Origin of the sequence: Marinobacterium stanieri (assembly GCF_900155945.1) — a bacterium.
GTDB lineage: Bacteria > Pseudomonadota > Gammaproteobacteria > Pseudomonadales > Balneatricaceae > Marinobacterium > Marinobacterium stanieri.
This window is the reverse complement of sequence record NZ_FTMN01000003.1, coordinates 34317-58389: the sequence shown is the minus strand read 5'-3', so window position 1 is coordinate 58389 and position 24073 is coordinate 34317. Positions and strand designations below refer to the sequence as shown.

Genomic DNA, 24073 nt, shown 5'->3' with positions numbered 1-24073 from the left:
GCACTCGCCTCAGTAGATGTAGTGCATCAGGCTGACAATGCGAATCTGCAGCTGCCCCAGCCAGCTGGCCACACCGCCGACAGGAAACAGCTGTACTGTCGCCCGGGAGCCTGTGGGCAGGGCCGGAGCCTGCTCCTCGGTAAGCTCCAGATGTACTCGCTGACGTTGGGCATCGCGCACCCAGCGATCAGTCGCTTCAGGTGCAGCAAGACGGCCATCCGCAACGATTTGCCCGGCCAGGGTACCGGCGTCACGCTCGGTGACGACGCCTGAGAACACCCGCCCAGGGTAGGCATCAAACACGATTTCTGCGCGCCCGCCCTGCTCCATCATATTGAGGGACTTTTCGCGGAAGTCGGCCACGATATCCATTTCATCAACCACCAGCGCCGCCAGCTCTTTTCCAGCACTGGCGTAGGTACCGACACGAACCTGAAGGTTGGATACAAAGCCGGCTGATCGGGCACGAACCTGTGTGTAGGCAAGATTCAACTCAGCCTGTGCCAGGGCATTGGCGGCCTGTGCTTCACGCACATTCTGATCGCCTGCTGCGCCACGCTCTGCCTCCAGCTTCAACACTTCGGCTTGCGCAGCCGCCACCTGTGCAGCTGCGGACTGATGACGTGCTTTTGCCTGGTCATACTGCTGGATGGACACACTTTGACGTTCACTCAGAAATTTCAGGCGTTTTGCTTCACGCGCCGCCTCCTGTGCGTCCGCCCTGGCAGCGCTCACGTTGGCCTTGGCTGCAACAATGGCAGCGTCAAGCTGGTTATTGATCTGACGTGCATCCTGCAGCGCCAGCCTAGCCTGCTCGACCGCAAGGCGGTATGGCTGATCATCAATCACAAATAACAGATCACCGGCTTCAACATGCTGGTTATTACGCACCTGAACGTCTGTCACCATACCGCTCACCTGAGGCGCAATGGCTGTTACAGGGTGCAACACACGTGACTGTGGGGTCATGGGCATCCAAAGATCAGCCAGCAGGTAGTACACAAACGTCACGGCAAAGGCGATCAGGGAAACCCGAACCCACCGGGCAAAACTTTGATCAGGTGTCATCAGCGCTTCTCCTGGTGGGTGGCACAGGCCACGGCATTGGCTTCCATCTTGACCAGAACACTGGCGAACGCATCCAGCTCCGCTTCGCTGATTCCGGCATAAATTTCATCGCGAATAGTGCCAATTCTGACCGCCAGTGCTTCAACCATCTCGGCCCCTTCTGGCGTCAACCAGAGGCAGTGCACGCGCTTGTCTTCAGGGTCGGTACGGCGCTCGACTAACCCTTGTTGCTGTAACTGATTCAGGGTTCGACTCAGGGATGACATCTCAATCGATAGCTTGGATGCCAGGGTTTGCTGGGTACAGCCTTCCCCGATTTTCTTAAGCAGCATCAATGCCGTCCAGCGCGATTCAGTCATGCCCAGCGGTGCAACGGCCTGGTTCACCGCACTTCGCCACTGCCTGTGTACACGCCCCAATACCGCCCCCAGAGACGGCTCGATGGTTGTGTGCAGCGAGGTTGATTGATTTGACATGACTGACTCCAAAATACTTAGCTTGCTAAGCATTATATCAATTCATTTTTAGTTAGCAAGCTAAGTAAATGAGCCTGAAGTCAATTGAGCACTCGAAACTGCGACCCTTTGTCACACTGCGACACTGTGTCTCATCCCAAGTGCAAAGGCATTGCCTAAAATCCGGCTCCATTCGTACACACTCTGCCCATTTGGGCCCCTTCTCATGGGCAGAGGTAGATAACCTCGTTCAACATGCCAGGAGTCAGGATGAGCCTGAATTACACCCAGCCCAATGTCCCCTATGGACGGCTTTCCCTTGCCATTGCCTGTATCACACTGGCCCAATCGGCCAATGCTCAGGATCCCATTGTGGTTGAAGGCACACTTCAACAAACGCCCCGCGATAATGCCGTACAGGTGGAGCCTTCGGCCCTGGAGCAGCTGCGCGCCGCAACCAGCGACAGCGCCAGCCTGCTGCGTGACGTTCCCGGCGTCAGCCTCTACGGAGCTGGCGGCGTGTCCAGTCAGCCGTCCATTCACGGCCTGGCGGATGACCGCCTGCGCGTAAAGGTGGATGGAATGGATCTGATTGCCGCCTGTCCCAACCATATGAACCCGCCCCTGTCCTATGTTGACCCCAGCAACATCGGCCAGCTCAAGGTGTTCGCAGGGATCACACCGGTCAGCCTGGGTGGTGACAGCATCGGCGGCACTATCGTTGCCGACAGGCCTGAGCCCGAATTTGCACGCACCGGTGAAGCCAACCTTATCAAGGGCGAAGTCGGTGCCTTTTACCGCAGCAACAACGATGCAATCGGCGGCAATCTATCCGCAACGCATGCGACCGAGAGCCTGAGCATCAACTACAGCGGCTCCTGGAGTCAGGCCGACAACTATACGGCCGGTGACGACTTCAAGGCTTTTACCGATACCGGCCGTCCCGGTCATGATTTGCCACTGGATGAAGTTGGCTCCACCGCTTATGACACCCAAAATCACAATCTGAACCTGGCTCTCAAGGCCGGTGATAATCTGTTTGAAACCCGGTTCAGCTACCAGGATATGCCCGAACAGCTGTACCCGAACCAGCGCATGGATCTGCTTGAAAACGAGCAGAAGCTGATTAATCTGGCCTGGACCCGTCGCATGAACTGGGGTGTCATCGAAACACGTGCCTATCATGAGCAGGTCGATCACTTCATGGATTTCGGTGACGACAAGCGTTTCTGGTATGGCTCGCTTTCAGGCCCCGGCAACCCGTGCAGCCCGATCAGTTTCCATGGTGACCCTGCCGGCACCTGCGCAGGCGGCATGCCGATGTATTCGGAAAGTAAAAACACCGGGCTAAGCCTGAAAGCCGATATCGACCTCAACGCTACCAACCTGCTCCGTGTGGGTACCGAGTTCCAGCGCTTCCGTCTGGATGATTACTGGACCGCTTCCGGCGGCGGTATGGGGCCAGGCACCTTCCAGAACATCAACAATGGCCAGCGTGATCGTAATGCGCTGTACGCTGAACTTGAAACTCAGCAAAGTGATCAGTGGCTGACACTGGTAGGCGTACGATACGAGCGCGTCAGCACGGATGCTGATGACGTACACGGCTACAACACCGCCATGACCGCTGCTGGCATGCAATACATGGATTCCATGGCCTTTAATGAGCAAGACCACAGCCAGACTGACCACAATGTGGACCTGACCGCATTGGCGCGTTACCAGTACAGCAACACCCTGGACATTGAACTGGGCCTTGCCCGCAAGGTGCGCTCACCCAATCTGTACGAGCGCTACACCTGGTCGACCTGGCCGATGGCCGCCACCATGAACAACTTTGTTGGCGACGGTAACGGCTATGTGGGTGATGTGAACCTCAACCCGGAAACCGCTTACACTGCATCTGCCACCTTCGACTGGCATGCCAGTGACCGCAGCTGGGTTGTTACCGCGACCCCGTTCTACACCCATGTCGACGACTACATCGATGCTGTTCAGCGTGCCGGCTGGGCAGAAGATCAGTTCAACGTGCTGCAGTATGACAACCAGTCAGCACGTCTTTACGGTGTCGACCTCTCCATGCAGTTGCCGTTGGCCAGCAATAGACTGGGTACCTGGGGTTTCAAGGGCGTGATCAACTATACCGACGGTGAAAACCGTAAAACCGGCGATGACCTCTACAACATCATGCCATTGAATGGCCGCTTCACGCTGACGCACCAGAAAGCCGGCTGGGACAATGCCATCGAATGGATTGTGGTTGATGAGAAGGACGAGGTATCAGACATACGCAATGAGATCAGCACCTCCGGGTACAGTTTGATCAACCTGCGTGCCAGCCATAGCTGGGATCAGGTGCGTTTGGACCTGGGCATCGAGAACCTGTTCGACCGCGCCTATGCCCTGCCGACCGGTGGTGCCTACACGGGTCAGGGTCGCACCATGTCCATGACCGGTATTCCCTGGGGCATTGCCGTACCCGGCATGGGTCGCTCCGCCTATGTGGGCATCAAAGTCATGTTTTGATTATCGCAGCTGTTCGGCGTCCGATAAATCGGGTGCCGTTCGGCTCTAATGAGCGCCAATACATTCACACGGCTGGCACACTGCGCTTTCCTCGCACATAATGCATGTCTCTTTGCCCTCGGGAGACTCAGGTCATGACAGTTGAAAGCGCATTCTCCTTTTTTATAGCCGTACTCATTTTCGGTATTACACCCGGCCCCGGTGTCTTTGCCATCATGGCGCGAGCCTTGATGCATGGTGCCACCAGCTGCCTGCCGATGGCGCTGGGCATGATTGTCAGTGACATCCTCTACCTGATTGCCGCCTGTCTGGGCCTGGCGACCATTGCCACCCATTGGTCCGAGCTCTTTACCGTGATTCGTATCATTGGCGCTGCCTACCTGCTCTACCTGGGCTACAAGATGTGGACCGCGCCCGTCTCCAGTGACGAGTTCAACGCCAGCAAAAGCCAGAAAGGCAGCGTAGCGGCCAACTTCCTGCAGGGGTTTCTGATTTCAGCGTCCAACCCCAAGGTCATCCTGTTCTACATCGCTTTCCTGCCCACCTTTATGGATCTGAGCGTGCTTAGCAGCGGTGATATTGCCCTGGCGTCAGTACTGACATTGGTGGGTCTGCTCATTGGCCTGATGGCGATTGCCGTTTTTGCCGACAAGGCTCGGGGTTTCTTCCGCTCACCGCGAGCCATGAAGGGACTGAATCGCAGTGCCGGGTCAATCATGGCCGGTGCCGGTGCTTATCTGGCGCTGCGTCACTGACGCCTTAGCCCCCCTCATAAGCACCATTGAAACGAAAAGGCCCTCAATCGAGGGCCTTGTTGTATATTAAACGATCAGTTTTTGCCGCTCTCATACTCTTTGCTGTCATAATCCGCAGCAATGCGCTTCAGATCTTCCAAAGCAGCCGATGCATCCACCGGACGATCCGCCACGGTTTCGATCCAGGCGTCGTACATGCCATCTACCTTTTCGGCAAAGGCCTGCGTGATAGGATCATCCTCAGACAGTTCCTTGATGCGGACTCCCATCCCCCTGGCATCTTCCAGGCCTGCCAGGTCGGAGTTGCCCCAGGCACGTCCCGCCAGTGCTGACAGCTTTTCACCGGACACCGACAGGATAGCCTGACGGTCTTCTTCACTCAGATCCTCAAACACGTAGGGGTTCATAAAGATGGTAAATGCTGTGGTATACATGCCGGACGGGAACAGCGTGACATCTGTGACCACTTCACTCAGGCGAGAATATTTAAGTTCCTGAGCCGGCAGAAAGACACCGTCAATCACGCCTTGTTGCATCATTTCGTACACTTTGGTCACGGGCGCAAACACAGGCACCACATCAAGGCGCTTGGCCAGATCATTAACAACCCCGCCACCGGTTCGCATTTTCTTGTTCTGCAGGTCCGACAGCTGATTCACCTCGAATGTGGTCATCAACTGGCCAGGGCCATGCACAAACATGCCCAACACCTTCAGACCCTCAAACTCTTGCGCGGGCTCAAAGTGCTGCTTGTATACACGCCAGAGTGCCACGGACAAGGCTTCGGGATCTGCCGTTTCACCGGGAATTTCGACAACCGCTGGCAGCTTGAAGCGTCCGGGCAGATAGCCGTTAACACCAAAACTGACGTCTGCAACACCATCCTCAACCAGGCCGAACATGGATTTGGGATGGCCGGAGCTGTACTCAAGCTCGATTTTTACACGCCCGTCCGTTGCTTCTTCGACCCAGTCTGCCCAGGTGGGCCAGACAACATCATTTTGACTACTGCTGGCCGGCAGCCAGGTCGCGACTCTTAGCGTAGTCTCAGCGAAGACGGGCGCGGACAGCAAAAGTGCACAGGTACATGAGATGGCTTTTATTATTTTCATGGTTGGGCCTTTTAATATTTATAGGATGGATCTTTTTTCTCAATCAAACGCTCCAGTGCCGCAACAGCATCACGGCCCGAGCCATATTTCGGATTAAACAGCGGGGTATCACGCGCACAGCGCTGCAAAACCTCATCGGGAATATCCAGGGTTTTACCCATGGATTGGGATGCCAGCTGCACCTCACAGGCACGGTTAAGCAGCCACATCAGGGAAAAAGCCTGCGGCAGGTCAGCACCGATAATGACCGGGCCATGATTTTTCAGCAGCAAAACCTTTTTGCCTTCACTGCTGGCGACTATTCGCTCACCTTCATCCATCCGCACGGTAATGCCTTCAAAATCGTGATAGGCGATCTGGTTATACAACTGTGCCGAGTAGAAATTGGTGAACGACAGGCCCTCCTCCAGGCAACAAACTGCCAGCGTCGGCGTAGTATGCACGTGCATAATGCAGTGGCCATCGGGAACCTGTTTGTGAATGGCGCTGTGAAAAGTAAAACCGGCAGGGTTAATCGGCCAATCCGAATCGCCGATGATATTGCCATCAATATCAATCTTGACCAAATTGGACGCACGCACCTCGCTGTAATGCAATCCAAATGGATTGATCAGAAAATGATCCGGTTCTCCGGGTACACGCAATGAGATATGATTATAAATTGATTCGTCCCAGTTAAGGTGATCAAAAATCCTGTACATACAGGCAAGATCCTGGCGCGCTTTCCACTCTTCTGCGCTGTATTTCAGCGGACGATCAAAATATAAATCCTGCTTTTTCATGTGGAATTATTCCCGTCTGTTTATTGTCGGGGTCCAGCATAGAAAAAGGGCTTGGATGAAAAAATAAACAATCCCGTATAGCGGGTATAGGCAATGCCTATAGGCTTGAATAACGTGAATACGAAACAGCTCACCTACTTTGTAAAATCCGCCGAATTGGGCAGCATCGCCGCCGCTGCGCGAGAACTGGATATTTCTCAGCCCAGTATCAGTCAGCAGATTTCCGTACTGGAACATGAGCTGAAAACAACACTGTTCAGCCGAGATGTTCGTGGCGTTTGCTTAACCGAAAACGGTGAGCGCTTTCTGGCACATGCCCGCTCGGTTCTGCGCCAGCTGAATCAGGCACAGTCGGAACTGCATCAGGCTTCGACAATACCGACCGGCCAGGTTGCGCTTGGTATGACCCAGCCAATCTGCAACATTCTTGCGGTACCGCTCGTCAGCATGATGGAACGGGAGTTTCCCGGCATTGAGCTCAGCATCTACACCGGCTATTCATCGGATCTCAGCCGCATGATGCAGTCGGGCACCCTGGATATTGCCGTCTCTTCACACGATGACAGCGATAACACCCATATCCGCCATGAGCGTTTTTTTCGCGAGAATATTTACCTGATTATCGGCCACAACCGGACGTTTGATTTCCCCGAGGAGTACCTGCAACAAGGCAGCATTCCCTTCCAGGCACTGCAGCATCATGATGTTATGGTTACCAGCCGTACGGACTCCCTGGGTTTTTTGATTGAGCAGTATGAGCAGGAAACCGGGCATTACCTGCGTAAGCGCCAGCCGTACGGCCAGCTGATGACCACATTAAGGTACGTGACCGAAGGACATGGCATGCTGATCACACCTTCATCCTCTTTCTTTCATCTGGAGCGCAGCCAGGAGGTACAGGCGCTGGAGATCATCGAACCTGCACTCTATCGTGATGTATACCTGATGACCCCTAGCGATCGCCCCCTCACCAATGCCATGGCGCAGGTTATTGAACAGATTCGTAACCTCACCACACAAGAAAATGCCAACGGCCACTGGCGAGGGTTATTAGTCTAGAAAAAATCAGGATTCACAGACCTCAGGACCATAAATAACCGCATCAGCACTCAACCGGGATTTCAGGCGACCCATATCCTCACACAGGTGGCGTTTCTGCTGCTTTTTACCGCCAATGCCGACCAATTGCATGCTGGCATTACCCAACAGAGGTTCTACCGAGCTGACAGGGTTGGAATAAATCTGCAGGCGCTTCAACTCCGGTTTGTCGGCCAGTGCGCTGATGTCGGATATGTGGTTATAGTTGAGTATCACCTCCTCCAGTTTGCTCAACTGGGCCAGCGCGCTTATATCGCTGATGTTATCCTGCATCGCAGCCACTATCCGCAGCTCCGTTAGCTGGGCAATTGCGGAGATATCGCTCAATTCAGAACTGAGATTCGCCTGCAGCTCTTCCAGATTCTCAGCCCTTTCCAGTCCCTTGAGCGTGGTCATCTGTTTGTTGCTGGCCACCGATATTTTACGCAGCGCAGGCATGTCTCCCATGCTTTCCAGGCTGGTCAGGTCATTACCCTGCAGATACAGCTCTTCCAGCCCCGTTAACTGTTCAAGTCCTTCCAGGCTGGTGATGCCTTTCTTCTGACACGACAGCTTCTTCAATTGCGACAGGTCTGTCAGTTCCTTCTTTTTCATGGCGTAGGATACACAGACCCCAAGAGGCAAGTCGGCAAACTGGTCGGTATAGGCTGCCCCCATTTGTGGCAGCTTTAGCAGTAACAAAAAGCCACCACCTGCCAACAGCGCCATGAGCACCATCCGCTTGAACACCTTCAAAAACATATACTCACTCCCTGAATGATCCCTGTCAAAAGTGGCCTTTGTTAGCGCCCATTCGGTTGAATTGAACGACAATTGTAAGGCAAACCCTGCGTAAAAGAGGGAAAATGGTACCAAAGAATTGTATTACCTCAGGGTGACATCAGGCTGTAATAGAGCCAACGCAGAGTAGCGGCCCTGAGATCTCCCCCACCTCGAGGGCGGGACACACCCGAGAGAGATTGCAAGGAACCACCATGGGACTATTTGAACGTATCAATCCACGCAGCCGTGCTGCCAGTACACCTGTTATCACAGTGCATGCATCACTTGCGCAGCTCAGTGACAGACTTAACGTCATCAAGCAGTCCCCGGCGCTGGTGATCGGCTTTGTATCACCCCATGTGGATATCGAGGCCGTTGCCAGGGCCATAAGGCAGCGCTTCCCCTCCATTCCGGTTAGCCTCAGTACAACCGCAGGTGAGCTCTGCAATGAAGGCAGCCGCCTGTACTGCGAGACCGGTAATCACTGGGATGATGTGGTGCTTCAGCTGTTCTCTCCGGCCGTTGCCAGCCAGGTAGAGGTCGTCAAGGTCCCGCTAGGCAGCGAAGACCTTCGCAGTGGCCAGGCGTCGATGTCGCTTCAGAAGCGTGTCGAGAAAATGACCGCGGCTATCCGCTCGCTGCGCGTCAACATGGCGATCAATTATCAGGACACACTGGCATTTGTGGTTTTTGACGGGCTCTCATCGTCGGAATCCTTTTTCATGGAAGCCCTCTATGACTCTGACCGTTTCCCTTGCCTCTTCGTCGGTGGCTCAGCCGGTGGCAAGCTCGACTTTCAGCATACCTGGCTACATGACGGGCAGCAGAAACTAAGCAACCACGCGCTGATTACATTCATCAAAATGCCACCCAGCGTGCGTTTTGGCGTATTCAAAACGCAGAACTTTGAACCCACATCATTCAGTTTCAATGTGCTGACGGCCTCACTTGAGCAGCGTTACATCCATCAGGTGATCGACAGCCGCGGCGAGATTACCACCATGGTAGCCCTGCTCGCCCGCCAACTTAACTGTCGACCCGATCAACTGGAACAGCAGCTGGCCGATTACTCCTTTTCAATTCGCGTGGGCGACGAGCTCTTTGTTCGCTCCATTGCGCGTATCGATACCGATGCCGAACGTGTTCACCTGTTCTGTGACGTCGCCCCGGGTGAAGAGCTGGTCATGGTGAAACGTACCAACATTATTCAGGCCACCGAGCAGGCGTTTGCACGCTTCATGCAGGGCAAGCCCGGTACTCCCATTGCGGGACTGCTCAACGACTGTATCCTTCGCCGCCTCTATAACGATAAAGACCTGCCGGGCATGGGACGAGTATTCGGGGATATTCCACTGGCCGGATTCTCGACCTTTGGTGAGATTCTGGGGCTTAACCTGAACCAGACGCTGACATCCATTTTCTGGTTCAACGTGGATGGCCCCCAGACGTCGTTCAAGGATGAGTATGTTGACGGTTTCATTGCCCGTTATGCCGAGTTCAAGGCCTTCTTTCTGCGCCGGCAGATCAAAAAACTGTCGGGGCTGAACCACGTCATCGTGAAGCAGATCGAGCAGTTCAAACGCGATGATTTCAGCACCTGCTTCGATACCCAGGGACTGGACTCGGCTCTGTTACCGGTATTTAACGGGTTGGGTGATCTTGGCAATGAACTGGCAATCGCTCGCGAAGCCCGACAGCGACTGGGTCATGAACTGAACCAGTGTGCCGGTAACCTGCACCACTCCGTTGACGAACTGACCGACCACGTCAGCACTCAGGTAAGCGCCGTCGACCAGGCAGGCGCCACCATCAACGCCATGTCGGTTCAGGCAGAGGAGGTGGCACAAAGTGCGCGTGAACTGGCCGTGTCCAGCAGCCAGATCCAGAACATTGTTCAAGTCATTCAGCAAATCGCGGACCAGACTAACCTGCTGGCACTCAATGCAGCCATCGAAGCAGCACGTGCAGGCGAGCTCGGCCGCGGCTTTGCGGTAGTTTCCGATGAAGTACGCAGCCTCGCGGAAAAGTCTCGCCACAGCGCCGATGAGATCGGTCAGGATATTGTGAAGCTGTCCGAGGAGATCAATAAGGTCGCGCAGCAGATCGAAGGCCAGTCCGGAGCGGTAGGTGAACTGTCTTCCATGCTGGATGCACTGACAGAGGTGAGCAACCTGACATCCAACAATTCATCCCGTACCAAAGAGGTTGCCGATACACTGCTGGCACTGACTGAGCAGACGGGGTAGTTGTTATAAAATCAAATCTTTTTGAGCTAACTACTATTAGCGGTAATAGCCAGCCTTAAGTTTTGCAGGCATTGGACTTCCCTGTCCAATGCCTATTCGCAACTTGATGGATAAAGGTTATGGTCTATTCCGGCACATACACCATGCGCCCATCAGGTAAACGATAGGTAATCCCGGCCTTTACGCCTTCCCCTTCTCCCATCTCTCCACTGCTTTCATAGCGGGTGAGTTCTTCCCCTTTTTTTACGGTTATGCGCATATTGTCCTGCCCCGGGTTTTCAACCACCACGACATTGTCGGTCGCAAAGGGATTCAGGGGATTGCGTACAACAACCAGCAAAAGGATGACCACGATCACCAGAAACAGGTCGATTAAATTGACAACCGAAAGAATGGGATCATCATCTTCATGGTCGATAAAACGTCCTGCCACCTCAAACACCCTCTTTTTTTTGGGCTGCCTGCTCACGTTCAATCAGGCGCAGTTCTTCAAACAGCCAGCGGCGTCGGATATTCAGGACAACAAAGCTCAAGCTGGCCGCAATCAGCGCCAGCGTTACACCAGCAAAAGCAACCACCATGTTTGAACCCACGGAGGCCACCTCATTTTCGGCCAGCGCCAGCAAAGCAGGGCCCATAGGTATCAGGGTTGCAACCAGCCCCAGCAAAGGACTGACCCTTGAGGTAAGACGCAGCTTTTCCAGACGTCGCATGATCCACAACTCCAGGTCATCACTGGTAATGCCTTGGCCTCTGGCAAAGTGGGTCAAACCCGAACGCACAGGGGAGTGGCGGAACATTACTCCATCTGCCAGCAATTGGCCGGTAGCAATCAAGGCATAGGCCAGGGCAACCAGAATCAGAACTAACGCCGGCACCAGGAAGATGCTGGTAATTTGATAAAGCAAGGCCTCAAATTGGCTCATCATCAGGTAATTTCTCTATTATTGAGGTGATTTTTTTGTTCACGGTGGGCTCGCCAGGCGCCCGATGCCAACAGCAGTAACATGAAGACCAGAGCCAGGCGGAATGACCAGTCATCCTGCTTCGGAGCATTCATTTCTTGTGCTTCCAGCACCTGCCCCTTCACTTGCTGACTTGGCTGCCCATCGTCCTTCATACTGATATCAGCGCTGTCTGCTGAAGAGGATGGTGAAGGCTGAGCAGACAGACCAAATCCAAGAGCCATATCCTGGATGTAGTCCACGGTTTTAGGTGCACCCGGCAGGGCGCCCTTTTCCTGTAAGGTTTGCCAGCGCTTTGTCAGTTGCTTGAGGGTAGTTTCATCTGCTTGCCAATACCCTTTGCGAACAGCTTCGACCATTCGCTCAATCAACTGGGACTGGGCATCAGGATTCTGCTCGGCAAACCATTCATTCAAACCCAAATCATGACGGTCCATCACATAGGTTTCATGCATGGCTTGCCACTGATCGGCACGCACCATGCCGGCATCCATTACCTGCCAGCCAAACAGGTTGTTGACGGGTTTCAGCATCTGGACAGCACCCGAGTAGCCCTCGGCCTGCATGGCCTTGATCCATTGCGGGTTTTGATAACGGGTTCTTAGCTCGGCAGATAGAAATGCTGCTGCATCAGCGATACGAGGACTATTGCCACGGTAATCCGACACGTACAGCGCAGGGTTTTCCCCTTTTTGCTGACGAACCGCAGCCGAAAGCCCGCCCAAATACTCGAAAGGATGGTCCGTTGACAGCAAACCATGCATTTGGCTGGAGCGTGACATCAAGACGGCATCGACCTGTGCCAGCTGATCTTGCAGCAAATTCAAATCGGCAACCGGCCTGCCCCATTCATGGGTGGTGAATACATGGGACTGGCTAGCCACGAACGTATCAGCTAATTGACTGTCATCCTCCCAGGCAGTGGAATTCATGGCGAGATCAGTGACGCCACTGCCATAACTGCCTGGAGGACTGCTAAATAACCGAGCACGTGACAATTGCCTGGCCTCTTCATCAGAAAGCCCTTTTTGACCCAAGGCATCGGCCAGCTGACGACTCTGCACCGCGATTGGGTTAGATGGATCATCCCGTTCGGACAGTAACTCAATGACTTCAGCATACTGCCGCATGAGGCCATCGAACTGATCCCGATAGACACTGGTCACCTGCAACAACACATCTATCCTGGGATATTTGAGCTCGGCTTGAGGAATAATCTCCAGTTTGCGCACACGGCCGCCTTCATCCCAGACCGGACGCACACCCAAGGCATGCATGATCTGAGCTTCAATCAGCCCTTGGGTACGTATGGCCTCTGAGGACCAGAGGGTGAAAGCCAGGCGACGCGGAGAGGTCCCTTCGTGTTCTTCCCGATAGCGCTCAACCAGCTGATCCAACATGCCTTCTGCAGCGGCATAGGCAGCCTTGTTGGGAATTTTGTCCGGCTCGAAGGCGTACAGGTTGGTACCACTGCTGGTAGCCGGGTTTCGCACCGGATCACCACCAGGGCCCGGTGTAACAAAACGGCCCTTAAGGCCTGCCAACAGGGCTTCCATTTCATTATCCATGCTCAGATGGACATCATTGTCGAGTGCCTGCTGCAACAAGGTCATCAGTGGCTCAGGCAATGCCTGTTCTGGCAATTTCCCGCTGGCTAGCGTCTCGGCCAGAAGCTGATAGGCAGGCTGCTGTTGCAACTGTTCAGACTCCAGCGCCAACAACTCATCACCTTCAACTCCAAGGGCATCAAAATATGGTATCCCGAGCTGCTGTAACACCGTCATGACTCGGTGTTCAGGCGCAGATGCTGTTCCAAAGGTATGCAGGCCCAGTGGAGTTGATGCTGCGGCCAGCTCATGCAGGTGATCATGCAGTGCTGCCGCAAATGCCGGCGGGTTGGAACTGAGGCCTTCCTCATCCCAGCCCATATCCAGATGCAGGTTCTGCTCGATGGCTGCATTCAATAGCTGCTCGCCCGCCTTAACCTTCACCGGACCCGAGTCCAGCATTTGATAGGTATGCATGAGTTCATGCAGGTGCGTCAGTTCAGCATACAGACCGGCTGGGCCAAAGGCCGGGGTCTGATGACTGATGACGATTGCTCGTCCACGTCGCTTGGCCTGGAGTGCTTCGCCGATATTGTCCTGGATGTAGGGATAGAATACCGGCAGGTTACCGACCGCCAGATTCGGATAATCGTAGGCCCAAAGCCCCCTATCCTTACCCGGTGTCCATTCCTGGGTGCCATGGGTTCCCAAGTGGATCAGGGCGTCAGCACCATACACTTCGCGTAAATATAGATAGCTAGCCAGGAATAAATGCCCTGGCGGCTGCGCACTGTCATGTACGTTCGCACCCAAACGGTCCGCGCGCGGCGGTTGAGGCATCCAGATGAAATTTCCCAGTTTAATGGCAGGGATAACAAACTGAGGTTCCCCATTCAGGGTACGGATGCTCCAGTGCTGATCAGGCTCTCCCCAAGTGTGCAGCACCTGATGCTGAATGTTGCCTGGCAAAGACGACAACCACTGGCGATAGCGGCTGACCGGGAAACTGATCGCCTGTCCCTTGGCCAACAGTGCGTCCAGCTGATCATGACGATAAAGTCCTGACAGCATGGATTGCGCCTTGTTGATCACGCCCTCCTCGTCCAGAGGTGACAGCGAATAGCCACTGGACGCCAGTTCTGCTGTTATGTCTGCAATACTGCGCGGTACATTCAAATGAGAAGCCGAGAGGTTGCGTTCACCCGCAGGGGAGTTCCAGAACATCAACGCCAGCTTGATGGATTCTGGTGCCTCACGCTGCAGCCTGGCCGTAGCCAGAAAACGTCCGATCAGCAGTTCAACTTGCTCCGGGATGGCCACACGGCGGCCATCTTCCATCGCTGACAGCACAAGCGGATCCGACATACCCCAACGCTCTGGCGTAGCCATGAGTACAGCAGCCATTCCTGCATCCATTCCCTGAACCTGACTGCGCCATTGAGCTAGGGTTTGTCGACTACTCAACCCCATCACCACAGGAATATTCAGCGCCCTGAAGGCCTTTTCCATGGCCTCACCGTCCAACATGTGCGTGGTGTTCAATAACAAGGTTGGCTTTGCCGGGGCCAGCATATCGTAGAGAGCATCACTCTGTTTACGGCCGTACCAAAACAGCAGTGGCACTGCTCCCGTAGACTCGATAGCAGCCACCAATTGATCATGAAACGCGGTCTGCTGATCGCGCAGTACACCCGATGACATAGCGATTGCCAATACCGGTGCATCCTGCTGCCAGCGATCCTTGCCCCAGGCAAAATAGGCATCCAAATCCGTGAATGGCTGCTTTGCTGCAGGGTGGTAGTAGCCAGCTGTCGGCAGAGGCACGGCGGGAGGAAGCTGTGCGGTAGACTCACCCCGATGCCAGGCAGACAGGTACTGCATCATGTGGGTCAGGTTATCCTTGCCCCCGGCAGCATAATACGCCGCCAGATCATGCAACACCCGTTCAGGCAACTGACCGCCCTTTACTGGACCCCCACCCACTGCCAGCCAGGGACGTGAGGAGTTCCCCAGCCATGGCTTGCTGAATGCCATCACCTGGCGTCGGTCACTGCCACGAGGGGTATCCAGAATCACCAAATCAGCGTCAAACCAGGCAGCGGCATCAGCTGGCGCCTGCTCGATCTGGAAAGCTGTCAATTCGATCCCGGCATCCAGCGCCAATACCTGTAGGTCAATGAACTTGCCCGTCGATACAAAATCATTGCTGATCACATGCACCCGCGCAGACTGCGTGTCGGTTGCGCTGACAGACGCTGAACCCGACAGCAGTGCAAAAAGCACACACCAACATAGAGAAAACCTTATATCTGTCATGGTCATCAGATCAGACTCAGAAACGCGCCGTCAGACCAACACGAACAGTCCGTCCTGGCTCTGCCAGACCAAAAAGCTCAGATTTATCCAGCAAGCGGGTATCCATCAGGTTTTCGACCCCGGCATTTACCGTCAGGGCAGAGTCCAGATTCCATGCCAGGTCCAAATGGTGCAGCGCATAGGACGGGGAATATTCACCATCGCCTACATACTGACGCCCGATCAACTCCGAACGCCAACGTACCTGACTACGCGGCTGAAAATGCCAGCTTACTGCCAGGTTGGCACTATGTTCCGGCCTGAACTCCAGTGGATCGCCGGTGCCCCGGTCTTCTGTATCCAGGAATGTGTAATTCAGGCTCAGATCCACAGACTGCAGCAGGTGCATACCCCAACCAAGTTCAACCCCATTGATCACCGCCTCATCGATATTTTCGTAATATCGAATCTCACGACCACGTATACCACAGTCAATACTGCAGACAGACTGAACAAGATTATCCAGATTGTTCCGGAACAGGCGTGCTGATGCGTTCCAGTTATCTGACATGTACTCCAAACCTAACTCTGTAGTAGCCGATTGCTCAGGCTCAAGGTCCGGGTTGCCATAGACCCAGAAGCGACCTCCAGCTGCAAGTACCTGATAGTCGGGTGAAAGCTCACTCAGAGTCGGAGCCCTGAAACCCTCACCATAACCGGCTTTCAAAACCAGGTTGGGACGTGGTTCATACACAGCATACAGACGTGGACTGACTTCATTGCCATAGCGTTCGTGGTTGTCTACGCTCGCGCCGGCAACCAGCTGCAGATTACGTGAGAGGGATACTTCATCCTGGAAAAACAGGCTTTTGTGTAAAGCAGAGTCTTTACCCTGAGCATCGACACGCGGGTCATACAGCGTTTCATGACGCAACTGACCGCCCAGTGTCAGCCAGTGATTTCTTCCCACTCCCGTCGAAAGGTGCCCCTGAGCAACGCGATCTTTGACCTTTTGCCGAGGCGTAGCGGTACTGCCGGCGGTCCGTGTATTGTCCCGTTCTACTGAGGACTGATACGCTGAAATAGCGCTACTTCCCCACGTCCAGTCCCCCTTGTGAGCGAGAGAAACTTGTTCAGTCTCGACCTCATCATCCGAGTTGTAGTAACCACTGCGACTCGCCACATTACGGTTGCGCTCATCCTTCCCTCGGGTATAGCCAAGATCGATGCGCTGATTGTCAGATGGTGTCCAGATCAAATTGCCATGCACTGAACGGCTATCTCTGGCTTCAATTTCGGATACCTGCGGATCTTCTATAAGCTTGAGCTCATTCTTCTCCAGCCACTGACCCGACAGATTCATGGCGAGGGTACCGGGTACTACAGCCCCACTCATATAAAAGGAGGTTTTACTGGCATCCCCTCCGTCTCGATCATCCTGCCAGACCCGCGTTGTGGAGACTTCGCCGCTGAACTCATCCTCGGGCACACGTGTAATCAGGTTTACGACCCCACCCAATGCATCCGAGCCATAGAGAGACGATAAAGGCCCCCTGACAACTTCAATCCTCTCGATAGCAGACATGGGCAGCCAGCCCAATTCGAAGTCCGTGTGTGCCATAACGCCATTGCTTGAACTGACACGACGACCATCAATCAAGTACAACGTATGCTCAACCGGCATACCCCGAATACTGATGCCACGTCGTGTTTGCCCAATTGAACGAGTATTTACGCCTTCTTCTGCACTAAGTGCATCAGCCCAATCATCCGCATTGGATAACTGGAGTTCTTCGCGGTCCACAATTGAAATACTGGCAGGCGCATCAGCAAGTGATGCGCCATGAAGATTGGCAGTTACAACCAGCACATCATCGCTTGCTTGAGTAGTTTCAGCCCAGACCTGGGCATTAAAACCTGTTACAAGTGTCAAGGCTGTGGCAATCAGTGCCGGATTGGAAGGGATGGACATGTGATACGGGGACTCCGAAATGCTATGTTATAAGATAACATTATCCATCAAATATCGGCTTATTCAATTCTCATTTACAAAAAGAACCCGCCCCCCTTTCATTCTGTAATGGAAAAACTGCAAAAAACGATGGATCTCGCTGCGTGATTCAAGTGCTAACGTATACTGCCAGGGCTCAGAATCTATATCCCAGGCAACTGATCAACTCGCGCCGCCAGAATGAAATCGTTCTCGTGTAACCCGCCGATCTTGTGTGTCCAGATTTCAATGCTGGCATGGCCCCAGCCGAACTGTATTTCCGGGTGATGCCCCATATCCTCGGCCAGCTCACCAACCTGATTGACAAACCTGAGCGCACTTTGAAAGTCGGCAAAAGTGAAATCACGCTTGATTCTATTGGCCTGCGGTGCCAACTCCCACTCGTTCACCTGCTCCAGGTAAGGTTGAATCTCCTCTCGAGTCAGCGCGGGGATACCGCCCTTACAGGGCACGCAACGGCTCTCTGCCAATGACATGGCACACCTCCTGCTCAATTGATGCATTCGTTTTCCAGTCTAGCTGCTATCGCATGTGTTTCCTTAAACCAGCTTAACGGGAGCAAAATGGATTGAACACAGCCGCCAATTTAGTTAACATATTAAGTTAATGAAGGAGATCCCAATGAACATCAAACTGTCGGTTGTTGACCAGTCCCCGGTGCATGGCTCCCACGCCAAGGTTGAAGCCCCGCGCCTTAGTATCGAACTTGCTCAGCTGTGCGACCAGCTTGGCTATTACCGCTATTGGGTGGCCGAGCATCACGACAGCGTTCATTTTGCCAACCCCTGCCCGGAAATTCTCGTCGCCAGCATTGCCAGCGTGACACAGAACATCCGTGTTGGCAGCGGTGGTGTCATGCTCTCCCACTACAGCCCGTTGAAAGTCGCTGAATGCTTCAAGATGATGGCGACGCTATTTCCGGACCGCATCGACCTCGGCGTTGGCCGCGCACCGGGTGGCACGGGTCTGACATCCCATGCACTGGCGTTCCCGCACGAACCTCATCATGGCGACCTGTACGCTAATCAGGCTCATCTGCTGGCGGGATTTGTGCAGGGTACCCTTCCGGATGACAACCCCTACAGCAAGATCAAGGTTCTGCCGGACAGCACGCCGACACCTGAACTTTGGATGCTGGGTTCCAGCGGCGGCAGTGCCGGTCTTGCCGGCCACCTGGGTTACAACATCGCCCTGGCCCGCTTCATCGACCCGGATAACTGCCACCCGTCCATTTTCGAGCAGTATGCCGAGGAATGGGACAAGGCCGGTCATCAGGGTAAAGCGAACAAAATGCTGGCCATCGCCTGCATCTGCGCCGAAACAGAAGAGGAAGCGCGCCTGCGCGCCGGCACTGCGGTGTACCGCAAACTGGCAGCACAGCTTGGACAGCGCGAAGATTTTCTGACGCCTTCAGAAGTACAGGATCGCTACCGCCAGATGTCCGCATCCGAGCAGAGCGCCTACGATCATATTCTGAGTGGCTACACGGTGGGTACTGCGGATCAGTGCTGGCAGGAGATAAACGAGCTGGCGAAGACGTTTAGCTGTGATGAAATTGCCACGGTAACCGTTACCCATAGTCACCATGATCGAATGGACAGTTACCGACTACTGGGCAGTCAGCTCTAATCGATAGATTCCCCTCGAATAGCGCTCTTCGTCAGGCACTATTCATTTTTTGCTCGCCGGCCTGGGTGTAATTTCAGGCCGGTTTTTTTTGTCCAATTTTAATCAAATCGATGAAGCTGATTGCCCAGGGCATATCCGCTCTATGCCTGCCCGCTCGGCCCCAGTCGCAACACCCCACACTCAATCGCCAGATGCACCAGTTCAGCCGTCGAAGAGACCTGCAGCTTGTTTTTCAACAAAGCGCTGTGGTTGGAGACCGTTTTCACACTGATGCAGAGCTGATCAGCAATGGTCTTTGGCGTAAGACCGCGTGCCAGCATGACAAAAATCTCAAACTCGCGTTGCGTCATACCGGACAGGCGTGGATCCATGCCACTGTTACGTTGCAGCGCAAGCCGCGTGGCCAAATCATGCTCAACATAGGGCTGGCCACTCAGTACCTTGCGTACCGCTTCAAGCAGCACTTCGGGGCTGCTGCTCTTGGTGATATACCCTAAAGCACCGGCATCCAGAGCCTGCTGCACCATGGGTAGTTCATCGTACATACTGAAAAACAGAATGCGCGCATCAGGCGCCCGCTGTAGTATACGACGCGCCACTTCGATACCACTGATATCGGACAGGTTAATATCCAGCACGGCCACATCGGCCGGCTGTTGCTGCCAGAGACTGACCGCCTCCCAGCCAGTGTCCGCTTCAATGATTTCGCATTCATCCAGCATCGCTGACAGCAGGCTTGCATACCCCTGACGTACGACTGCATGGTCATCACAGAGAAGTATTTTCATAGTATTAGTCCATTACCAGCGGGAGACTGAGTTCTATCCGCAAACCGCCGCCGGCCGCAGATAACAGGTGCAGGTCAGCGTTCATGTATCGCGCCCGCTCATGCATCGACCTGAGTCCAATACCCGGCCGCACATCTGCCGACAGCCCCTGACCGTTATCTTCGACTCTTACATTGAGGGTATCGCCACGAACCTGCATCCCGATTTCGACCAGAGATGCCTGCGCATGCCGCGCCACGTTGTTCAGCGCTTCCTGCAGCAAGCGGTAGAGATGGGTTGAGGTTTCATCGCTTAGCAGGGGCATGCCGCTAATTCCCAGTCGGCAATCGACCCCACTGCTGCGTTGCCACTGTTCCGCCAGACTTCTAAGAGAGTCTTCAAGCCCCAGTGGTTCAAGAATCACGGGATGCAAACTGCGAATCAGGCGCCTGAAACCCTGCTGCATGGCTTCACAGTCACGCACGATCAGCGGAGCACTTTTGCTCACCTTTTCCGCATCCCCCGATACCTGACTGATCAGATAAGCCTGTGCACGAATGCCGGTCAGGTACTGCCCCAGGTCATCATGCAGTTCTCTTGCCAGATAGGAGCGTTCCTTTTCCTGCAACACCATCAGCTCACGGGTTAGCCGACGGTTATCTGCCTGCTCCTGCTCAAGGGCCTCAGCCATCCGGTTGAAGTGGCTGGCCAAACGATTGGCCTCAGGCACCGAATAGGATTTGAGCCGGGCCGTGAAGTGCCCCTGTTGAATCTGATCAAGTGCGCGCAACACCTGACCAAACGGCCGCATGCCCTGAGACAGCCCCCAGCTGATGGCCAGTATCGACAAGGCAGCGCCACCCATGAACAGGGCAAAAACCTGCAGAGCAGACTCCCAGACTTCTTCCATTTCATCGGCCGGGTCTGCCATCACCACCAGGGTTCGGCCATCCGCCAGCGGACGCCGACGTTCAATACTCGGCATATCCTGGGGCCAGATCCAGGATGCGAACCACTCAGGTACTTCATCCATCTCAAGCGGCACAGGCGATTGGCCAGCACTCAGTACAGCCAAGTGCATGTGTCGCCATTCGATCGCCAACAGAGGCTCCAGGCGCTCGGGGTCCTGAGCTACTTGCTCCAGCAACTGGTCGGCCACCGCCATGCCCGCCTGAAGCTCACGCAGGATATCGGTCTTGGCTTGTCGCATCAGGCCAAAGAGACTGATCAGAAGCGCCAGCATAAACGCTGACGCGACCAGCAGGTTCAGGCGTACAACGGCTTTCATGGATCAGTCCGGTGATCAGCGAACGCTGAACACGCCTTCCATGCCCTTGTGCTCCAGGCCTTCCATGTAGAATTTGTACTCACCCGGTTTCACCGGCACGAAGTAGATTTCCGCTTCGCCTTCGCGCTCAAACTCAAGCTCTTTCAGGGATACCGCCTTGATCTCCATGTCGCCCGCTTCAACCTTGCGCAGGTAGATGGATCCGAAGAATTCCGGTGCCTTCATGGCGTATTCCTTACGACCTGTAGACTCAATTGCCAGCTTATAGGCCTGACCGGTTTCCATCTCATAACGGGTCTGGGACATGGAGTAATCACTTTGCTCACTGCCCAGCACCAGGTCCGGCAGACGCTTGGGTCGAATAGTGAGGTCGCCCTCGGCGGATGCGGGAACAGAGACCAGCACTGTTGAGGAGATCAGTGCAGCAAGGGTCAGAGAGCGGATGGGGGTACGCATGATAGATTCCTGTTTTTGTTGTGTCTTTTCCCCACCATCCTAGTGTGCTGCGCCCGTGGCAACATACTACTTCGGTACTGAATCTTTGCGACTTTCTGAATATTTCATCCTGCACGGTGGCGGCCTAAGCTGGGCCCCATAACAATGATAAGTTGCGAGTTTTAATGATGAAGACCCTGCCCCGCCTGCTGGCTGCTGCAGTTACGTCACTGCCTCTGATCGCCCACTCCGCTGCGCTGGAGATCAACATTGGCTATGTAGGATTTGAGCCTGACCACGGACCGGTTCTCTCCAATATTCTGCCAGAACCCGCAGATGCCGGCCTGAAAGGTGCCGAGCTGGGAATCAACGATAACAACACCACAGGTCGTTTTCTTAAACAACACTACACCCTGCACAGCGTCAGTACGGAGCAGCCCACAGAAGTGGTGAGTGCGGCTATCCGCCTTTACGACCAGGGCGTGCGTTTATTCGTGCTGAATCTGACCGCGGAGCAGCTGACTGCTGTCGAGCGAGAGTTGCCTGACGATGTACTGCTGATCAACTCCGGCAGTCAGGACAATCGCCTGCGCACCCAGGCCTGTGTCCCGGGCATGCTGCACACCATACCTTCCCGCGCCATGCTTACCGATGCTCTGGCCCAGTGGTTGGCCAGCAAACGCTGGAACCGTTGGTTGATCATTGAAGGCAACCAGAACGACGACCAGCTGTATGCCGCTTCACTGGAACGTAGCGCCAAACGCATGGGCGCCAAGGTCATTGAACGCAAACAGTGGGACTTCGATACCGACCTGCGCCGCACCGCCCAGAAGGAGCTTCCCCCGTTCACTCAAACCGATGAGTACGACGTCGTTGTCGTCGCCGACGAGCGTGGCGACTTTGGTGAATATGTCCCCTACAACACCTGGTACCCACGCCCGGTTGTGGGCACTCAGGGAATGAGCCCGGTTGCCTGGCACCGTGTGGTAGAAGCCTGGGGCGCTGCCCAGCTGCAAAGCCGTTTTGAAAAGCTTGCTGACCGCTGGATGAATAGCCGCGACTACGCCAGCTGGGCCGGTGTGCGTACGTTGGGTGAGGCTGTCACTCAAACCCGCAGTAGCGACCCGGCCGAACTGCAGCGCTTCATTCTGTCAGATAAATTCCAGCTGGGTGGTTTCAAGGGCCGCAAGCTGGACTACCGCGGCTGGAGTGGTCAGCTGCGCCAACCGATTCCGCTGGTCCATCCGCGCGCGCTGGTGTCCCAGTCGCCTCAGGAAGGCTACCTGCACCCGAAAACCGACCTCGATACGCTGGGATTTGATGCCAGCGAAAGCCAGTGTTCCGTTAAAGGAGATGCCTGATGTTCAAGCCCCCTTTCATTAAATCTCTGCTACTGAGTGCCCTGTTGGCTGCTCCTGCAGCCCAGGCTGCTACGGCCTACGTATCCAACGAGAAGGACAACACCCTGTCCGTTATCGATCTGGATACCCTTGAAGTGACCAAAACCATCGACGTGGGCGAACGCCCACGAGGCATCGCATTGTCCAAGGACAAGACCAAACTCTACATCTGCGCCAGTGACTCCGACACTGTTCAGGTGATGGACCTGGCCACTCACAAGATCCTGAACAACCTGCCTTCCGGCGAAGATCCCGAGCAGTTTTCACTGCACCCGGATAACCGCCGCCTCTACATTTCCAATGAAGATGATGCCCTGGTAACTGTCGTGGATACCGAAAGCCACGAAGTTCTGGCACAGATTGAAGTGGGTGTGGAACCGGAAGGGATGGCCGTAAGCCCGGATGGCAAATGGGCGGTTAACACCAGTGAAACCACCAGCATGCTGCACTGGATTGATACTGAAACGCACGAACTGGTCGACAATACACTGGTTGATCAGCGCCCGCGTCATGTTGAATTCACCAAAGAAGGCGACATTCTCTGGGCATCGTCCGAGATCGGCGGCACTGTTTCCGTGATCACCGTGGCAGACCGCCAGATCATCAAGAAACTGAACTTCAAAATCCGCGGTGTGCACCCGGATAAAATACAGCCTGTCGGTGTTAAACTCTCCGCCGATGGCAAGTACGCCTTTGTCGCACTGGGCCCATCCAACCATGTTGCCGTAGTCGATGCCAAAAGCTATGAAGTACTGGATTACCTGCTCGTAGGCCGTCGTGTCTGGCACATGGAATTCACGCCGGATCAGAAATATCTGCTGACCACCAACGGCGTGAGCGGCGATGTTTCCGTGATTGACGTTGCCGATATGAAAGTTATCAAATCCATCAAAGTCGGCCGCTACCCCTGGGGTGTGGTGACACTGGACTGA

Annotated in this window: 20 protein-coding genes; 7 read left to right on the top strand and 13 right to left on the bottom strand. The window is 54.6% G+C overall.

The genetic code is table 11. From position 1 onward, the window contains the following. Nucleotides 1-9: 9 nt before the first annotated feature. Nucleotides 10-1068, bottom strand: a complete 1059-nt coding sequence (locus BW956_RS07805; RefSeq protein WP_076462201.1) for an HlyD family secretion protein — start codon at nt 1066-1068, stop codon at nt 10-12. Then, nucleotides 1068-1544 (bottom strand): MarR family winged helix-turn-helix transcriptional regulator, encoded by a 477-nt coding sequence (locus BW956_RS07800; protein ID WP_076462199.1) that lies wholly within the window; start codon nt 1542-1544, stop codon nt 1068-1070. The genes BW956_RS07805 and BW956_RS07800 overlap by 1 nt, the downstream gene beginning before the upstream one ends. Before the next feature lie 249 nt (nt 1545-1793). On the opposite strand from BW956_RS07800, the gene BW956_RS07795 reads away from it, so the two are divergent. Both BW956_RS07795 and BW956_RS07790 read left to right on the top strand, forming a co-directional pair. Beyond that, a complete protein-coding gene (locus BW956_RS07795) occupies nt 1794-4049 on the top strand; it encodes a TonB-dependent receptor (RefSeq protein ID WP_076462197.1) in 2256 nt (751 codons plus the stop codon). A gap of 134 nt (nt 4050-4183) precedes the next feature. Beyond that, nucleotides 4184-4804 (top strand): LysE family translocator, encoded by a 621-nt coding sequence (locus BW956_RS07790; RefSeq protein WP_010323120.1) that lies wholly within the window; start codon nt 4184-4186, stop codon nt 4802-4804. 74 nt (nt 4805-4878) lie between these two features. Here BW956_RS07790 and BW956_RS07785 read toward each other — a convergent pair whose 3' ends face one another. Both BW956_RS07785 and BW956_RS07780 read right to left on the bottom strand, forming a co-directional pair. Beyond that, a complete protein-coding gene (locus BW956_RS07785; protein WP_076462195.1) occupies nt 4879-5916 on the bottom strand; it encodes a TRAP transporter substrate-binding protein in 1038 nt (345 codons plus the stop codon). Nucleotides 5917-5927: 11 nt separating this feature from the next. Then, a complete protein-coding gene (locus tag BW956_RS07780) occupies nt 5928-6698 on the bottom strand; it encodes a class II aldolase/adducin family protein (protein WP_010323118.1) in 771 nt (256 codons plus the stop codon). 114 nt (nt 6699-6812) lie between these two features. Here BW956_RS07780 and BW956_RS07775 point away from each other — a divergent pair, with 114 nt between their 5' ends. Then, on the top strand, nt 6813-7757 hold the full coding sequence (locus BW956_RS07775) for a LysR family transcriptional regulator (RefSeq protein WP_076462623.1): 945 nt from the start codon (nt 6813-6815) through the stop codon (nt 7755-7757). Between the two features lie 6 nt (nt 7758-7763). Here BW956_RS07775 and BW956_RS07770 read toward each other — a convergent pair whose 3' ends face one another. After that, nucleotides 7764-8537, bottom strand: a complete 774-nt coding sequence (locus BW956_RS07770; protein WP_076462193.1) for a leucine-rich repeat domain-containing protein — start codon at nt 8535-8537, stop codon at nt 7764-7766. Between the two features lie 233 nt (nt 8538-8770). Between BW956_RS07770 and BW956_RS22750 the strand changes: the two genes are divergently transcribed. Then, the gene (locus BW956_RS22750) at nt 8771-10804 is read left to right on the top strand and encodes a methyl-accepting chemotaxis protein (RefSeq protein WP_076462191.1); all 2034 of its coding nucleotides are present in this window, start codon (nt 8771-8773) and stop codon (nt 10802-10804) included. A 124-nt stretch (nt 10805-10928) separates the two neighbouring features. On the opposite strand, the gene BW956_RS07760 is transcribed toward BW956_RS22750, so the two are convergent. From BW956_RS07760 to BW956_RS07740, 5 genes are all read right to left on the bottom strand, one after another. Further along, nucleotides 10929-11237, bottom strand: a complete 309-nt coding sequence (locus BW956_RS07760; RefSeq protein WP_100169786.1) for a DUF2149 domain-containing protein — start codon at nt 11235-11237, stop codon at nt 10929-10931. A gap of 1 nt (nt 11238) precedes the next feature. Beyond that, the gene (locus BW956_RS07755; RefSeq protein ID WP_139327147.1) at nt 11239-11733 is read right to left on the bottom strand and encodes a MotA/TolQ/ExbB proton channel family protein; all 495 of its coding nucleotides are present in this window, start codon (nt 11731-11733) and stop codon (nt 11239-11241) included. After that, complete coding sequence (gene cobN, locus BW956_RS07750; RefSeq protein WP_217695109.1) at nt 11733-15599, bottom strand: cobaltochelatase subunit CobN; 3867 nt, start codon at nt 15597-15599, stop codon at nt 11733-11735. The genes BW956_RS07755 and cobN overlap by 1 nt, the downstream gene beginning before the upstream one ends. 49 nt (nt 15600-15648) lie before the next feature. Beyond that, nucleotides 15649-17583, bottom strand: a complete 1935-nt coding sequence (locus tag BW956_RS07745) for a TonB-dependent receptor domain-containing protein (RefSeq protein WP_076462190.1) — start codon at nt 17581-17583, stop codon at nt 15649-15651. A 182-nt stretch (nt 17584-17765) separates the two neighbouring features. Beyond that, entirely contained in the window at nt 17766-18098 is a 333-nt protein-coding gene (locus BW956_RS07740; RefSeq protein ID WP_076462188.1) for a 4a-hydroxytetrahydrobiopterin dehydratase, read from the bottom strand. Nucleotides 18099-18243: 145 nt separating this feature from the next. Here BW956_RS07740 and BW956_RS07735 point away from each other — a divergent pair, with 145 nt between their 5' ends. Beyond that, entirely contained in the window at nt 18244-19251 is a 1008-nt protein-coding gene (locus tag BW956_RS07735) for an MsnO8 family LLM class oxidoreductase (RefSeq protein ID WP_076462186.1), read from the top strand. A gap of 140 nt (nt 19252-19391) precedes the next feature. Here the strand turns inward: BW956_RS07735 and BW956_RS07730 are convergent, their stop codons facing one another. Genes BW956_RS07730 through BW956_RS07720 form a run of 3 tightly spaced genes read right to left on the bottom strand, consistent with a single transcriptional unit; the run spans nt 19392 to nt 21762 of the window. Further along, a complete protein-coding gene (locus BW956_RS07730) occupies nt 19392-20039 on the bottom strand; it encodes a response regulator (RefSeq protein ID WP_076462184.1) in 648 nt (215 codons plus the stop codon). Nucleotides 20040-20043: 4 nt separating this feature from the next. After that, complete coding sequence (locus BW956_RS07725) at nt 20044-21306, bottom strand: HAMP domain-containing sensor histidine kinase (RefSeq protein WP_076462182.1); 1263 nt, start codon at nt 21304-21306, stop codon at nt 20044-20046. Between the two features lie 15 nt (nt 21307-21321). Further along, nucleotides 21322-21762 carry a cupredoxin domain-containing protein gene (locus tag BW956_RS07720; RefSeq protein WP_076462180.1) on the bottom strand — a complete coding sequence of 147 codons (441 nt, stop codon included), beginning with the start codon at nt 21760-21762 and terminating at the stop codon, nt 21322-21324. Nucleotides 21763-21926: 164 nt separating this feature from the next. Between BW956_RS07720 and BW956_RS07715 the strand changes: the two genes are divergently transcribed. Both BW956_RS07715 and BW956_RS07710 read left to right on the top strand, forming a co-directional pair. After that, nucleotides 21927-23102, top strand: coding sequence for an ABC transporter substrate-binding protein (locus BW956_RS07715; RefSeq protein WP_076462178.1), 1176 nt, complete (start codon nt 21927-21929; stop codon nt 23100-23102). After that, nucleotides 23102-24073, top strand: coding sequence for a YVTN family beta-propeller repeat protein (locus BW956_RS07710; protein WP_076462176.1), 972 nt, complete (start codon nt 23102-23104; stop codon nt 24071-24073). Before BW956_RS07715 ends, BW956_RS07710 begins: the two co-directional genes overlap by 1 nt.